This window comes from Nonomuraea soli, assembly GCF_013761175.1.
In the GTDB taxonomy this organism is placed as follows: domain Bacteria; phylum Actinomycetota; class Actinomycetes; order Streptosporangiales; family Streptosporangiaceae; genus Nonomuraea; species Nonomuraea soli.
Window position 1 is genome coordinate 957,826 of record NZ_JACDUR010000001.1, and the last position, 13,661, is coordinate 971,486.

Genomic DNA, 13,661 nt, shown 5'->3' on the forward strand with positions numbered 1-13,661 from the left:
GCTTCAGCCTACCGGTTAGGGTCTGAGTGTGAATCGAGTGGTGGTCGTCGGCGCCGGTCTGGCCGGAATACGCAGCGTTGAGGCCCTTCGCGGGCGCGGCTTCGAGGGACACATCACCCTGGTGGGGCAGGAGAGACACCGCCCCTACGATCGTCCACCGCTGTCGAAGGCGGTGCTCATGGGCCAGACCGACACCACCACGGTCGACTCCGACCTCGAGGCGCTGCGGGTCGACTTCCGGCCGGGCGTGGCCGCCAAGGGCCTGCGTGAGGGCGTCGTCGAGACCACCGAGGGGGAGCTGCCCTTCGACCGTCTCATCATCGCCACCGGCGCCGACCCGATCACGCTGCCCGGCGACGGGCCGCAGCAGACGTTGCGCACCATCGACGACGCCCACCTGCTGCGCGTGACGTTCGTGCCGGGCGCCCGCGTGGTGATCATCGGCGCCGGCTGGATCGGCGCCGAGGTCGCCACCGCCGCCCGCAAGGCCGGATGCGACGTGACGGTCGTCGAAGCGGGTCCCGCGCCGCTGAGCCACGTCCTCGGCTCCGAGATCGGCGCCCGCACCCTGCCCTGGTACGAGCACATCGACCTGCGCCTGCGGACCATGGTCAGGGAGGTCGACGAGGGCGGCGTCCTGCTGGCCGACGGCGAGTTCCTCGACGCCGACGTCGTGGTCACCGGCATCGGCGTGCGCCCGGCCGTCGAATGGCTGGCCGACGCCGACATCGACCTGCACAACGGCGTCGTCACCGACGAATACCTGCGCGCCTCCATGCCGGGCGTCGTCGCCGTGGGCGACTGCGCCAGCTGGTGGTCGCGCCGCTACGGCCGCCACCTGCGGGTGGAGCACTGGGACACCGCGCTCAGCGCCCCCGAGGTCGCCGCCGCCACCGTCCTGGGCGAGGAGCAGGCCTACGACCCGGTGCCGTACTTCTGGTCGGAGCAGTTCGGCCACATGGTCCAGTTCGCCGGAGACCAGCAGGGAGCCAGGCTGGTCTATCGCGGCGAGCAGGAGCCGAAGTGGACCGCGTGCTGGCTCACCGACGACGACCGGCTCAGCGCCGTCCTGACCGTCGACCGCCCGCGAGACCTCGTCCAGGGCCGCCGTGTCATCGAATCAGGTCAGCATGTCGACGTGGCGTTGCTGGTGGATCCACAGGTATCTCTACGAGACTGTGTAGTTTGAGCAAGGACGGCATGTGGTAGTTGTGGTGTCGTGACGCTCTCTGTTGCACAGATAGACCGGGAGACCGAGCAGCTCGTCGACGAGTGGCTGACTCTCCCCGAAGTGGCCAAGCGCCTCGACCTGACGATCGGCCGGGCCAAGCAGCTCCTGAAGGACCACAAGCTCCTCGGCGTACGACGGGGCCCGGGCGGGCCGCAGGTGCCCGCCGCCTTCCTCGACGGCAAGGACGTGTGGAAGGGCTTGCCCGGCACCCTGACCGTGCTCTTCGACGCCGGCTACGACGACGTCGAGGCGCTGCGCTGGTTGTTCACGCCCGACGAGTCGCTGCCGGGCGCGCCCATCGACGCGATCAAGGCCGGTCGGCACACCGAGGTCAAGCGGCGGGCACAGGCCCTTGCTTTCTGACGCCAGGCTCTACCTCTGCACCGACGGACGACGGGAGCGCGGCGACCTGGCCGACTTCCTCGACGCGGTGCTGGCAGGCGGCGTCGACATCGTCCAGCTCCGCGAGAAGGGGCTGGAGGCGCGAGAGGAACTCGCGCTGCTCGAGGTCTTCCGCGACGCCTGCGACCGCCACGGCAAGCTGCTGGCGGTCAACGACCGCGCCGACATCGCCTACGCCGCCAAGCCCGACGTGCTGCACCTCGGGCAGGACGACCTGCCGGTGGCGGTGGCACGCGACCTGCTCGGGCCCGACATCCTGATCGGCCGCTCCACGCACTCCGTCGAGGAGGCGTCGGCGGCGGCCGTGGAGGAGGGGGTCGACTACTTCTGCTGCGGGCCGATCTGGCCGACGCCGACCAAGCCGGGGCGCCACGCCCCTGGCCCGGCGTTGCTCAGGCACGCGGCCGGGCTGGGCACCGGGCGGCCGTGGTTCGGCATCGGCGGCATCGACCTGGACAATCTCGACGAGGTCATGGCGTACGGCGTGCGCCGCGTCGTGGTGGTCAGGGCGATCACCGAGGCCGGCGACCCGGGCGCCGCGGCGTCGGAGTTCGCCAAACGCCTGAGCCAAGCCGCCTGACCCCGAGCCGCCTGACCCGAGCCGCCTGAGCCCGAGCCGGCAAACCCGTCCGAGCCAACCCGCCCGAGCCAACCCGCCCGACCAGGGCGGTCCTTCTTCGAGCCGCGCAGCCCCATGGTTGCGCGGCTCCTGACTTTTCAGGTCTTGCGCGCCGTGGCGGCGATGGCCAGCTCGATGAGCGCCCGCCGCGAGTCGTCGGTGATCGGCGCGCCGTCCAGCGCGGTCAGCGCCTGCTCCAGGTAGTCGGCGATCAGGTCCTCGCACTCCTGAAGAGCCCCCGTGTCCTCGAAGATCGCGCGCAGCGTGGCCACCCCCGCCGCGTCGAGCCCCGGGTCGCCCAGCAGCTCGCGTACGGTGGCCGCCTCGGAGGGGGAGGCGGCGGCCAGGGTGCGCGCCACGAGCATGGTGCGCTTGCCCTCGCGAAGGTCGTCACCGGCGGGCTTGCCGGTCTCCACGGGGTCGCCGAACACACCGAGGATGTCGTCGCGCAGCTGGAAGGCGATGCCCACGCGCGTGCCGTACCCGACGCACAGGTCGTCGATCCAGGGCGCGGGCGCGCCGTTGCCGAGGGTGAGGCCGAGCCGCAGCGGCTGCTCGACGGAGTACTTGCCGCTCTTGTACAGGGCCACGCGCAGCGCCGAGTCGAAGGTGTTCTCGCCGTGCGCCTGCTCCAGCAGGTCGAGGTACTGCCCGCACATGAGCTCGGTGCGCATGTGGTCGTGCACCGGCTGCGCGGCGGCCAGGGCCTCGGGCGGCAGGCCGCTGGTGCGCCACATCTCACCCGACCAGATGAGCAGCAGGTTGCCCAGCAGGATGGCGGAGCCGACGCCGAACTGCTCGGCCGAGCCGTACCAGCCGGACTCGGCGTGCAGCGCCTCGAAGCGGCGGTGGGCCGAGGGCTTGCCGCGGCGCAGGTCGCTGGAGTCCATCACGTCGTCGTGGACCAGGGCGCTGGCCTGCAGGAGTTCGAGTGAGGCGGCGGCGGTGAAGATCTCGGGGGTCTGCTCGCGGCCGGCGGCGCGCCAGCCCCAGAAGCAGAAGGCGGGACGCAGTCTCTTGCCGCCGGACAGCAGCTCGCCGGCCGCCTGGAGGAGCGGGGCGAGCTCGGGTCCGCTGACGATGGCCGTCTGCCGGTCGACGAACTCGCGCAGGGCGTGCTCGACCGAGGTGCGCAGGCCGTCCATGCTCGCGGCTTCGATGGTCATGCTTTGAGACTAGTGGCTGGGTCGTAGCTCCCAGTGTCGGTACCCTTGGTGCATGGCTTTGGGTCGCCCCTCCGTTCTGCCCGACCGTGTTCCGACCGTCCGCGAGCTCCTCGCGACGGGGCGCCGCACGTTCTCCTTCGAGTTCTTCCCGCCGAAGGACGACGCGGGCGAACGGCAGTTGTGGCGGGCGATCCGGCAGCTTGAGGCGTTGCGGCCGACGTTCGTCTCGGTGACGTACGGCGCGGGCGGCTCGACGCGCGACCGCACGGTCGACGTGGTGGAGCGCATCGCCCACGAGACCACGCTGACCCCTGTGGCGCATTTCACGGCCGTCAACCACTCGATCCGCGAGCTGCGCCACCTGGTGGGGCGCTTCGCCGACGCCGGGGTGCGCAACATCCTGGCCGTGCGCGGCGACCCTCCCGGCGACCCGATGGGCGAGTGGGTCCAGCACCCCGAGGGCGTGCTGTACGCCGAGGAGCTGGTCCGGCTGATCAGGCAGTCGGGCGACTTCTGCGTGGGCGTGGCGGCCTTCCCGTACAAGCATCCGCGCTCGCCGTCCATCGAGTCCGACGTGTCCTACTTCGTCAAGAAGTGCGAGGCGGGCGCCGACTACGCGATCACGCAGATGTTCTTCGACGCCGACGACTACCTGCGGCTGCGCGACCGGGTCGCCGCCGCCGGATGCGACACCCCGATCATCCCGTGCGTCATGCCGGTGACCGCGATGGGCACCATCGCCCGCTCCGAGCAGCTCACCGGCGCGCCCTTCCCGGCCGCGCTGGCCGCGAGGTTCGAGGCGATCGCCGACGACAAGGCGGCCGTGCGCAGCCTGGGCATCGACCACTGCGCCGAGATGAGCCAGAGGCTGCTCGACGAGGGCGTCCCGGGCCTTCACTTCATCACCTTCAACCGCTCCAGCGCCACGGCCGAGGTCTTCCAGCGCATCCAGACCGCGCAGGCACTTTCCGCCTGACGGAGCCGATGTCATAGTCGAGGTATGCGAGCGGACCTCGCCGCCGGGGCGCGGGCAGGTCTGGTCATGGGAGCCGTGTTCGGCGCGCCGCTGGCGCTCGCCGCACCCGGTTCCCGGATCCTCCTGCTCGTCTGGCTGCTGATCTTTCCCGCGGGCTGGGTGGTCGCCCGATGGTGCAAGGTGCGCGATCCGGCCATGACCGCGATCTGCGCGCCCGTCGGGGCGCTGGCCGCCCTCCAGCTGGCCGAGGTGCCGGTGGCCCTGAGGTACGGCGGGGCGATCCTGCTGGCCGTGGCGAGCTACGCGGTGGCGGCCTACGTGACCGGGGCGCCACTCTGGCAACGGATCACCGCCGCGCTGCTGCTCGTCGTGGTCGCGGTGGTGCCGGTGGTCACCGACAGGGCCGCGGAGGCGGTCCCGGCACCGATGCCCCTGCAGGTGGAGTTCCCGCCCGAGCTCCTGGAACCTGCCGGTCCCGTCCGCCTCGACGACCCGCACAGGTCGTACGTCGAGACCTACCTGCGCGACTGCCTGATGCTCGACGACGAGGCCACGGAGCGGCTGATCGAGGACATGCGAGCGGTGCGGATCGTCCCGCTGACGAAGGAGGAGCAGGAGAGCGTCCGCGACTCGATGCAGGCGACCCTGGAGCTGCTGGAGAAGGACTCACCGTAGCGGCAGCGTCGTCCCCGCGATCGCGTACAGCTCGTGCCCGCCGGGGAACACGAACGGGCTGAGCAGGTCGACGAACCCCAGCTTGCGATACAGGTGCCGCGCGATCGTGGGCTGGTCGTGCGTCGACAGCACGACGGAGCGCTCCTGCCGCCCCGCGCACAGGGCCTTGATGAGCGCCCGCCCGACCCCTTTGCCCTGGTAGTCGGGGTGCACGTGGATCTCCGCCAGCTCGAAGGCGTTGCCCAGCCAGGCGTCGGCCGCCTCCCTGCCCTGCTGCTCGGCCAGGGCGCGGTGCACGACGTCGTGCCACCACTGGCCGTGCGCCCCGTGGAAGCCGTAGGCGAAGCCCACCGTCCGGCCGTACAGCTCGGCGAACAGGCACTGGAACGCCGGGTAGGAGCCGTGGCTGCGCATGATCGACTTGCGGCCCGGCAGCTGTTCCACCGGCGCGCGCATGGCCTGGGCGTAGACGTCGATCACCTCGTCGAGGCGGGTGTCGAACTCCGCCGCTTCGGCACCGCGCAACTCGATCATTCGACGTCCACCGGGGTCCCATCCGTGATCCGCAGCAATTCCTCGAAACCGGTGGGGAAGACGGTGTGCGGATGTCCGCCCGCCGCCCACACCACCTCGTGCTTGGCCAGCCAGGTGTCGACCAGGGTGCGCACCCTGGCCGGGTGGCCCACGGGCGCGACGCCTCCGATCGGCTGCCCCGTGGCCGCCCGCACGAACTCCGGCGTGGCCCGGCGTACCTTGCTCACCCCGGCGGTCCTGGCCAGCAGCTCCACGTCGACCCGGTGCGCGCCGCTGGTCAGCACCAGCAACGGCTCGCCGTCCGCGTCGAAGATCAGGCTGTTGGCGATCGCCCCGACCTCGCAGCCCAGCTGGGCCGCGGCGGTCGCCGCGGTGGGCGCGGACTCGGGCAGGACCACGATCTCGCCGGTCGCGCCGAGCTCACGCAGAGCGGACGCTACCCGTACGGCGTTGGGGTGCAACTTTTCCGACATGCGGACACTCTAAACAGCTTGACCGGCGAAATACCCTTTCATGGTGGTGCGCTAGGGTCGCTTGATTCGATTGTTAACGCTATGTGGGGGTGATAATTGTGAGCCTTCGGCAACGGGGATTGGCCGTGGCGCTCCTGACAGCGGGTGCCGTCCTTGTCGCGGGATGCGGTTCCGCATCCGTGCCGGACAGGATCGCCGCTTCGACGATCCTGTCCACTCCGGTTTCCTCGGTCTCCACGCTCGTGCCCACGGCCGCCGCGGGGGCGGCGGTCGATCCTGTGGTGGCACCGGGCAAGACTCTCAAGCTGGGAGCCAAGGGCAAGGCCGTCAAGTGGCTGCAGCAGCGGCTGAGCTCGCTGGGCTACCGTCCTGGCAAGGCTGACGGGAAGTACGGCGGCAGCACGCTGACAGCGGTGTGGGCCTTCCAGAAGGTCAACGGCATCAAGCCGACGAGCACGATCGGCAAGAAGACCTGGGTGGCGCTGGAGAACCCGGCCACGCCCAGGGTCCTGGTGCCCAAGGGCAAGCCGACCAGGGCCGAGGTCGACCTGACCAAGCAGATCATGGTCTTGTACGTCGACGGTGAGCAGAAGCTCATCACGCACATCTCCTCCGGCAGCGGCGTGCCGTACTGCGAGACGGCGGTCTGGCAGGGCAAGAGCCAGCGCTTCTGCGGGTCGGCCACCACGCCGACGGGGAACTACAAGACCACCTGGCGGCGCGACGGCTGGCACAAGTCCTACCTGGGCCAGCTGTACAACCCGATCTTCTTCAACGGGGGCATCGCCTTCCACGGCGCGCTCTCGGTGCCGCTCTATCCCGCCTCCCACGGGTGCGTGCGGTTGCCGATGAACGTGGCCGAGGCGCTGCCCGCGATGCTCGGGAAGGGCGTGCCGGTGCACGTCCGGGGCAAGTTCAAGCGCTGACACCCGGGCAGAGCTCTTCCCAGAGCGCTTCGGGCACCCGGCGGCCGAAGGCGGCGACGTTGGCCAGGACCTGTTCCGGCTCGTGTGCGCCGAGCAGGACCGAACCGACCGCCGGGTGACGCAGCGGAAACTGCATCGCGGCGGCGGCCAGCGGCACACCGTGCCGGTCGCAGGCCGCCGCGATGGGCTCGACCTCGCGCGGCACGGGCTCGGCGCCGGTGAGCACACCCCGGTGGAACACTCCGGCCGCCACGACCGTGATGCCCCGCTCATGACACAGCGGGAGCAGTTCCTCGAAGGCCGAGCGGCGCAGCAGTGTGGCCTGGTTGGCGGCCAGGATCACGTCGGGGTCGGCGTGCCTGACGAAGTCGACAAGCATGCGCGACTGGTTCATGCCCACGCCGATCGCCCGCACGACGCCCTGCGAGCGCAGATCGGCCAGGGCGGGGAAGGCCTCGTCGAGCGCCTGCGGCCAGTGGTGGTCGGGATCGTGCAACAGCAGCAGGTCGATCCGGCTCACGCCGAGCCTGCCCAGAGACTGCTCCAGGCTGCGCAGCACCCCGTCGCGCGAGAAGTCCCACTCGGCGTGCCGGGTGTCGGAGATGGCGAAGATTCCGGGAGCGCCCGGACCGGGCTTGACCAGGCGCCCTACCTTGGTGGACAGGATGTACTCCGAGCGCGGCCGGTGCCGCAGCGCGCGCCCCATGCGGATCTCCGACAGGCCCAGGCCGTAGAAGGGGGCCGTGTCGTAGTAGCGGATGCCCGCCTCCCAGGCCGTGTGCATGACGGCCTGGGCCTGGGCGTCGGAGATGGGTCGAAGGTAGTTGCCGAGCGGTCCGCCGCCCAGGCCCAGAGCGGGCACTCTCACGCGGGCTCCAGGTGCATCCAGGCCGTGACCACCTCGGTGACCGCCTCCAGATGGTGCTCCTCGCCCGCTTCGACGATCAGCACGTCACCGGCGGCGAAGCCGGAGGCCGTCCCGTCGATGTGGGCCACCCCTGCGCCCGAGACGATGACGAAGATCTCGGGCCCCTCGTGCACGTGCGTCCTTCCCGCGTGGCTCACCGCGCCGGGAGGCAGGGTGGACACGCCCTGAGTGCCGATCCGGTAGCCCGGCGGGCACAGGCTGCTCCTACGCAAGGACACCAGCCTCCTTGGCGGTCCTGTCGATGAAGGCGAGCTCGTCGTCGGTGAAGCCGAGCCGGTCCACCGCCGCCACGTTGCCCTCCAGCTGCTCGGGACTGGAGGCTCCGACCAGCAGGGAGGTGACGCGCGGGTCGCGCAGCGCCCAGGCCAGGGCCAGCTGGGCCACGCTCTGGCCGCGCTCGGCGGCCAGGTCGTGAAGGGTCCGGACGAAGGCGACGACCTCCGGCTTCACGTCGGAGGCGGTCAGGAACCGGCCGCCCGCGGCCCGGCTGCCGGCCGGGATGCCGTCCAGGTAGCGGTCGGTCAGCAGGCCCTGAGCGAGCGGAGAGTAGACCACGCAGCCCACCCCGTGCTCCTCCAGGACGGCGAGCAGGCCGTCCTCGATGCGGCGGCGCAGCAGGGAGTACTGCGGCTGGTGGACCGTCAGGGGGGTGCCCAGCTCGCGCAGCAGGGACGCGGCCTCGGCCGTGCGCTCCGGCGTGAAGTTGGAGACGCCCACGTACAGCGCCTTGCCCTGGCGCACGATGTGGTCGAGCGTGGCGACCTGCTCCTCCAGCGGCGTTTCCTGGTCGTCGCGGTGCAGGTAGTAGATGTCGACGTGGTCGAGGCCGAGGCGCTTCAGCGACCGGTCGAGCGTGGCCAGCAGGTGCTTGCGCGAGTTGCCCGCGCCGTACGGTCCGTCCCACATCGGGTTGCCGCCCTTGGTGGAGACGACGATCTCGTCGCGCAGGCCCCGCAGGTCCTTGCGGTAGATCGTGCCGAAGGCCTCCTCGGCGGCCCCCAGCGGCGGGCCGTACCTGTCGGCCAGGTCGAGATGGGTGATGCCGAGCTCCAGGGCCTTGGCGATGATCGCGCGCTGGTCGTGCAGCGTGCGTTCCTGGCCGAAGTGGAACCAGAGGCCGAGGGAGATCGCGGGCAGCTTCAGGCCGCTGCGGCCGCAACGGCGGTACGGCTGGCGTTCGTAATTCAAGGATCACCTTCCTGAGATGCCGGTCATGGTGATGCCGCGGATGAAGTGTTTCTGCGCGGCCAGGAACACCACGACGACGGGGACGAGGGCCATCAGCGAGACGGCCATCATGAGCTGGTACTGCTGCTCGAACTGCCCGCGGAACAACGCGATGCCCAGCGGGACGGTGTAGAGCTCGGTGGTGCGCAGGTAGATGAGCGGGTCGAGGTACTCACTCCAGTTGCCGATGAACGCCATCAGCGTGACGGTGGCGATGGCGGGCTTCGACAGCGGGATCATGATCCGCCACAGGATCCGCAGCTCGCCCGCTCCGTCGATGCGAGCGGAGTCGACGAGCTCCTGCGGGATGGTGGTGAAGAACTGCCGCAGCAGGAAGATGTAGAGGGCGGTGCCGAAGAAGCTGGGCAGCACGATCGGCCAGTACGTGTCGACCATGTCGAGCTTGGAGAACATGATGAACTTCGGCACCAGCGTGACCTGGCCCGGGATCATCATCGTGGCCAGCATCGCCGCGAACATCGGTCCGCGCAGGCGCGAGCGCAGCCGGGCGAAGGCGTAGGCGGGCAGGACGCACGAGATCAGGCTGCCGATCACCTGCAGGCCGGTGAGCAGCACGCTGTTGGCCAGGAAACGATTGAACGAGGTGGAGTTCCACGCGTTCCAGTAGTTCTCCCAGTGGAACTCCTCCGGGAGGAAACGCGGCGGGAACTCCAGCACGCTGCGGGCGTCCTTGAGGGAGGTGGTGATCATCCACAGCAGCGGCAGCAGGAACGCCGCCGTGCAGACGATCAGCAGCAGGTAGGCGCCGGTGCGCTGGACCTTCCTGATCCGCTCGGCCTGTTCCGGGGAGTGGGTCATGGCCTCACCTGTGCTCGTAGTGGACCCATCGCCTGGCCAGCAGGAACTGCAGGGCCGTGAAGACGATGACGACGAAGAACAGCGCCCAGGCGATCGTGGAGGCGTAGCCCATGTCGAAGAACTTGAACGCGTAGCGGTAGACGTACAGCCCCAGCACCAGCGAGGCGTTGCCGGGAGCGCCGTCGGTCATGAAGAGGATCAGCTGGAACGCCTGGAGGCTGCCGATGAAGCCGACGACCAGGTTGAAGAAGATGACCGGCGACATCATCGGCACGGTGACGTGGCGGAAGCGGCTCCACCAGCCCGCGCCGTCGAGCTGCGCGGCCTCGTAGAGGGAGACGGGCACGCCCTGCAGCCCCGCCAGGAAGATGATCATCGCGTTGCCGGTCGTCCAGACCGACATCAGGATCAGGCCGGGAACGGCCCAGTCCTGGTCGATGAGCCAGCCGGGCCCCTGGATGCCGACGCTGCCGAGCAGGTGGTTGATCAGGCCGTAGTCGGGGTGCAGGACGTGGATCCACAGCAGGGCCGTGGCGATGCCCGACAGCACCGAGGGCATGTAGATGATCGTGCGGAAGATCGCCTGGCCCCGCAGTCGCATGTTGAGCAGCAGCGCCATCGCCAGGTTGACGATCACGCTCAGGACGGCGGAGCCCGCGCCGAAGTACAGCGTGTTGTCGAGCGCGGTCCAGAAGACGTCGTCGCCGAGCAGCTTGTCGTAGTTGTCCAGTCCGATCCACCGGGGTGTGCCCAGCAGGTCCCACTGCGTGAAGCTGATGGCGATCGAGGCGATGATGGGCCCGCCGCTGAAGAAGACGAAGCCGATCACCCAGGGGAGGGCGAAGAGCAGGAACCTGCGTGACTCGCGCCGGGCCAGCGGACCGGCCGCCATCAGGCGTTCTCCGACAGGATCGGGGTGACGTCTTCCTTGATCTTCTTGAGTCCCTCGGCCAGCGGGATCGTGCCGATGCGCACCAGGTCCCAGGTGGCCAGCGTCGTGGTGAGCACCTTCGGGGTGGCGGGGCCCTTCAGCACGCCGTCGGCCGTGCCGTACGTCTCGACGGCCTTCTTGGCGACCTCGGTGGCGGCGGCGGGAGCCTTGATCGCCGCCAGGTTCTCCTCGAAGGCCGACAGGCGGGCGGGCGGCATGTTCATGAAGAAGCGGGTGCCCGCGGCCGACAGGAACGCGTTGAGCACGATCCAGGCGGCGTCGGGATGGGCGGACTTGCCGGTGATGCCGAAGGAACTGCCCACGACCGGCGCGAAGCGGCCCTCCGGGCCCTCGGGCAGGTCGGTGAGCCCCCATTCGTACGGCGTGGCGTTCTTCTGGGCGATGACCGCCTGCAGGATCCACAGGCCGTTGACCGACAGCGCCGCCTTGCCGGAGCGGAACGGGTCGACGTTCTGCAGCGCCTGCTTGTCGGCGATGGTCAGCACGGCGTTGTGCTTGAGCTGCAGGTCGATCCAGGGCTGCAGCACGTCGACGGCCTGGTCGATCATGACCGTGCGCTCGTCCTCCGACAGGAAGCGGGCACCGAAGGGCCGCAGGTAGATCGGGGTGATGTCGGTGAACGGGTCTCCGGGGAACTGGGCGAAGCCGAAGGTCCTGGTCGCGCCCTTGCCCTGGGTGAGCTCCTTGGCGGAGGTCTGCAGCCGCTCCCAGGTCCAGGAGGAGTCGGGCACCTTCGCGCCCGCCTTGTCGAAGATCGTCTTATTGTACCAGAGCAGCTTGGGCGCCGAGTCGGTCGGCACCGCGTAGAGCTTGCCGTCCTTGGTGAAGTAGCTGAGCGCGGCCTGGGTGAAGTCGTTGTCGCGGCCGAAGCCCGCGCTGGCGGCGATGCGGTCGTCGAGCGGGATCAGGATGCCGTGCTTGATGAAGTTCTGGGCCCAGCTGTAGTGGCAGTACATCAGGTCGGGCAGCGAGCCGCCGGCGGCCTGGGTCATGTACTTGGTCAGGTAGTCGGCGAACGGGGTGATCTCCCGTTTGATCTCGATGTTCGGGTGCAGCTCGGTGAAGAACTTGGCGAACTGCGCGTGCCGTACCTCCGAGTCCTCGCCCGCGGTGATCGCCATCGTGACCGTCACCTTGGAGGTGGGTTCCGGCACCTGGGTGGCGGGCCACTCCAGCGACTTGAACAGCTTCTCGGCCTCGTCGAAGGGGTAGACGGCATTCTCGGGACGGTCGGCGTCGATAGGCGCGGTCCTGGCGCCCTGCGGGGTGGCCGAGGGTCCGGCCTGGCGGGTGCGCTGGTCGCCGCCGCAGGCCGCGGTGATCGGTACGGCCATGGCCGCCATCGCCGCCAGCCTCAGGGCCTGGCGCCGGTTCATGCGGGAGGAGTCGAGCCTGGCCAGGTTCTCCAGGAGCAGGCGCTGGTCGTCATTCATGGAGGGCTCCGTTTTCCAGGAAGAGCTCGATCACGGGCACCGCGACGTCGGGGCGTTGCACCGGGAGCTGGAGGGTGAGGGTGCCGTCGGGCAGCGAGCCCAGCTTCGTGTGGCCGCTGTCGAGGGCGGGATCCGGATCGAGGATGCCGATCTCGGACGCGTCGTTCAGCAGCTGCGCGTAACGGACCAGGCCCTTCAGCCCGGGCAGGTGCAGGTGCCGGTACGGCCAGGCGAACAGGTGCACGTACAGCCGGTCGCCGCGCCGGGTGTAGCGGCAGTCGGGCGGCGGCGTGAACGGGGCGGCGTCCGCGCCGTGGATGGAGCGGCCGTGCAGGCGCATCCACTCGCCGATGCCCCGCAGGCTCGCCAGCGCGCGGGGGCCGAGCTGGCCGCGCCCGTCGGGCCCGACGTTCAGGAGCAGGTTGCCGCCCTTGGAGACGGTGTCGATCAGCATGCGGACCAGCAGGTCCACCGGCTTGTCGTCGAGGTTGTCGCGGTCGTAGCCCCAGCTGCCGTTGAGCGTCTGGCAGGCCTCCCACACCTGTCCGGGCGCCGCCGGGGGCTGGAACTGCTCGGGGGTGACGAAGTCGCCGGGGATCTCCAGCCGGTTGTTGATCAGGATGCCGGGCTGGAGCCTGCGGCACAGGTCCATCAGCTCCTGCGAGCCCCAGTCCTCGGCGCCCTTGCCGCCGGGGGTCAGCAGGCCGTTCCTTCTGCGCTGGGAGTAGGAGAAGTCAAACCACATCGTGTCGATGCGGCCGTAGCGGGTGAGCAGCTCCTCGACCTGGCCGTGCAGGTAGGCGCGGTATTTCGCGATGTCCCCGGGCCTGTCCTCGGGGTAGCGGGGGTGCAGGCCGTCGATCGGGAAGTCGGGGTGGTGCCAGTCGATCAGGGAGTGGTAGAAGCCGACGCCCAGCCCGCGCTCGCGGAAGGCCTCGACGATCGGGCCGACCAGGTCCCTGCCGTAGGGCGTGGCGCTCACGTCGTAGTCGGTCAGCGCGGAGTCCCACAGGCAGAAGCCGTCGTGGTGCTTGGTGGTGAGCACGACGTAGCGCATCCCGGCGCCGGCCGCCGCCTCCGCCCAGGCCGCCGGGTCGAAGAGGTCGGGGTCGAAGACGTCGAGGTAGCGGTCGTACTGCTGGTCGGTGAGGTGCTCGCGCTGCTTGACCCATTCGTGCCGGGCGGCGAGCGCGTACAGGCCCCAGTGGATGAAGAGTCCGAACCGCTGGTGACGAAATTCGGCCAGGCGGGCCTCAGAGGTCCGATGAATGCCTGTCTGATGCGGCATGGCCGTACCGTA

Annotated in this window: 16 protein-coding genes; 6 read left to right on the forward strand and 10 right to left on the reverse strand. The window is 69.8% G+C overall.

Annotated elements, in window-relative coordinates:
* Positions 1-28 precede the first annotated feature (28 nt).
* From HNR30_RS04595 to thiE, 3 genes are read left to right on the forward strand one after another with little or no spacing between them, the layout of a single operon-like run.
* Positions 29-1,189: an NAD(P)/FAD-dependent oxidoreductase gene (locus HNR30_RS04595; RefSeq protein WP_181608363.1), complete on the forward strand. Its 1,161-nt coding sequence runs from the start codon at positions 29-31 to the stop codon at positions 1,187-1,189.
* A 30-nt stretch (positions 1,190-1,219) separates the two neighbouring features.
* Complete coding sequence (locus HNR30_RS04600; protein WP_181608364.1) at positions 1,220-1,594, forward strand: Rv2175c family DNA-binding protein; 375 nt, start codon at positions 1,220-1,222, stop codon at positions 1,592-1,594.
* Positions 1,584-2,213 (forward strand): thiamine phosphate synthase, encoded by a 630-nt coding sequence (gene thiE, locus HNR30_RS04605; RefSeq protein WP_181608365.1) that lies wholly within the window; start codon positions 1,584-1,586, stop codon positions 2,211-2,213. The genes HNR30_RS04600 and thiE overlap by 11 nt, the downstream gene beginning before the upstream one ends.
* A 137-nt stretch (positions 2,214-2,350) precedes the next feature.
* On the opposite strand, the gene HNR30_RS04610 is transcribed toward thiE, so the two are convergent.
* Positions 2,351-3,418 carry a polyprenyl synthetase family protein gene (locus tag HNR30_RS04610; RefSeq protein WP_181608366.1) on the reverse strand — a complete coding sequence of 356 codons (1,068 nt, stop codon included), beginning with the start codon at positions 3,416-3,418 and terminating at the stop codon, positions 2,351-2,353.
* 52 nt (positions 3,419-3,470) lie between these two features.
* Here HNR30_RS04610 and metF point away from each other — a divergent pair, with 52 nt between their 5' ends.
* Together metF and HNR30_RS04620 are read left to right on the forward strand one after the other, a co-directional pair.
* Positions 3,471-4,394 (forward strand): methylenetetrahydrofolate reductase [NAD(P)H], encoded by a 924-nt coding sequence (gene metF, locus HNR30_RS04615; RefSeq protein WP_181608367.1) that lies wholly within the window; start codon positions 3,471-3,473, stop codon positions 4,392-4,394.
* Positions 4,395-4,418: 24 nt separating this feature from the next.
* Positions 4,419-5,069, forward strand: coding sequence for a hypothetical protein (locus HNR30_RS04620; RefSeq protein ID WP_181608368.1), 651 nt, complete (start codon positions 4,419-4,421; stop codon positions 5,067-5,069).
* On the opposite strand, the gene HNR30_RS04625 is transcribed toward HNR30_RS04620, so the two are convergent.
* Together HNR30_RS04625 and HNR30_RS04630 are read right to left on the reverse strand one after the other, a co-directional pair.
* Entirely contained in the window at positions 5,061-5,603 is a 543-nt protein-coding gene (locus HNR30_RS04625) for a GNAT family N-acetyltransferase (RefSeq protein WP_181608369.1), read from the reverse strand. The two genes, HNR30_RS04620 and HNR30_RS04625, sit on opposite strands and share 9 nt — an antisense overlap.
* Entirely contained in the window at positions 5,600-6,076 is a 477-nt protein-coding gene (locus tag HNR30_RS04630; RefSeq protein ID WP_181608370.1) for a YbaK/EbsC family protein, read from the reverse strand. The genes HNR30_RS04625 and HNR30_RS04630 overlap by 4 nt, the downstream gene beginning before the upstream one ends.
* A 179-nt stretch (positions 6,077-6,255) precedes the next feature.
* Between HNR30_RS04630 and HNR30_RS04635 the strand changes: the two genes are divergently transcribed.
* Positions 6,256-7,002, forward strand: coding sequence for a L,D-transpeptidase family protein (locus HNR30_RS04635; RefSeq protein ID WP_312894226.1), 747 nt, complete (start codon positions 6,256-6,258; stop codon positions 7,000-7,002).
* Here the strand turns inward: HNR30_RS04635 and HNR30_RS04640 are convergent.
* Genes HNR30_RS04640 through HNR30_RS04670 form a run of 7 tightly spaced genes read right to left on the reverse strand, consistent with a single transcriptional unit; the run spans position 6,992 to position 13,649 of the window.
* Positions 6,992-7,870, reverse strand: a complete 879-nt coding sequence (locus tag HNR30_RS04640) for an aldo/keto reductase (protein WP_181608371.1) — start codon at positions 7,868-7,870, stop codon at positions 6,992-6,994. The genes HNR30_RS04635 and HNR30_RS04640 overlap by 11 nt on opposite strands.
* Positions 7,867-8,148, reverse strand: a complete 282-nt coding sequence (locus HNR30_RS04645; protein WP_220133169.1) for a cupin domain-containing protein — start codon at positions 8,146-8,148, stop codon at positions 7,867-7,869. Before HNR30_RS04645 ends, HNR30_RS04640 begins: the two co-directional genes overlap by 4 nt.
* Complete coding sequence (locus tag HNR30_RS04650; protein WP_181608372.1) at positions 8,135-9,118, reverse strand: aldo/keto reductase; 984 nt, start codon at positions 9,116-9,118, stop codon at positions 8,135-8,137. The genes HNR30_RS04645 and HNR30_RS04650 overlap by 14 nt, the downstream gene beginning before the upstream one ends.
* 3 nt (positions 9,119-9,121) lie before the next feature.
* Positions 9,122-9,976 carry a carbohydrate ABC transporter permease gene (locus HNR30_RS04655; protein ID WP_181608373.1) on the reverse strand — a complete coding sequence of 285 codons (855 nt, stop codon included), beginning with the start codon at positions 9,974-9,976 and terminating at the stop codon, positions 9,122-9,124.
* 4 nt (positions 9,977-9,980) lie between these two features.
* Positions 9,981-10,868: a carbohydrate ABC transporter permease gene (locus HNR30_RS04660; RefSeq protein WP_181608374.1), complete on the reverse strand. Its 888-nt coding sequence runs from the start codon at positions 10,866-10,868 to the stop codon at positions 9,981-9,983.
* Positions 10,868-12,361 (reverse strand): ABC transporter substrate-binding protein, encoded by a 1,494-nt coding sequence (locus HNR30_RS04665; RefSeq protein WP_181608375.1) that lies wholly within the window; start codon positions 12,359-12,361, stop codon positions 10,868-10,870. The genes HNR30_RS04660 and HNR30_RS04665 overlap by 1 nt, the downstream gene beginning before the upstream one ends.
* Positions 12,354-13,649 carry an alpha-L-fucosidase gene (locus tag HNR30_RS04670; protein WP_181608376.1) on the reverse strand — a complete coding sequence of 432 codons (1,296 nt, stop codon included), beginning with the start codon at positions 13,647-13,649 and terminating at the stop codon, positions 12,354-12,356. The genes HNR30_RS04665 and HNR30_RS04670 overlap by 8 nt, the downstream gene beginning before the upstream one ends.
* Positions 13,650-13,661 lie beyond the last annotated feature (12 nt).

Excerpts from the sequence above, each read along its gene's own strand:
- HNR30_RS04665 (WP_181608375.1), bottom strand. The coding sequence starts at position 12,361 with ATGAATGACGACCAGCGCCTGCTCCTGGAGAACCTGGCCAGGCTCGAC.
- HNR30_RS04620 (WP_181608368.1), top strand. The coding sequence starts at position 4,419 with ATGCGAGCGGACCTCGCCGCCGGGGCGCGGGCAGGTCTGGTCATGGGA.
- HNR30_RS04625 (WP_181608369.1), bottom strand. The coding sequence starts at position 5,603 with ATGATCGAGTTGCGCGGTGCCGAAGCGGCGGAGTTCGACACCCGCCTC.
- HNR30_RS04655 (WP_181608373.1), bottom strand. The coding sequence starts at position 9,976 with ATGACCCACTCCCCGGAACAGGCCGAGCGGATCAGGAAGGTCCAGCGC.
- HNR30_RS04630 (WP_181608370.1), bottom strand. The coding sequence starts at position 6,076 with ATGTCGGAAAAGTTGCACCCCAACGCCGTACGGGTAGCGTCCGCTCTG.
- HNR30_RS04670 (WP_181608376.1), bottom strand. The coding sequence starts at position 13,649 with ATGCCGCATCAGACAGGCATTCATCGGACCTCTGAGGCCCGCCTGGCC.
- HNR30_RS04610 (WP_181608366.1), bottom strand. The coding sequence starts at position 3,418 with ATGACCATCGAAGCCGCGAGCATGGACGGCCTGCGCACCTCGGTCGAG.
- HNR30_RS04660 (WP_181608374.1), bottom strand. The coding sequence starts at position 10,868 with ATGGCGGCCGGTCCGCTGGCCCGGCGCGAGTCACGCAGGTTCCTGCTC.
- metF (WP_181608367.1), top strand. The coding sequence starts at position 3,471 with ATGGCTTTGGGTCGCCCCTCCGTTCTGCCCGACCGTGTTCCGACCGTC.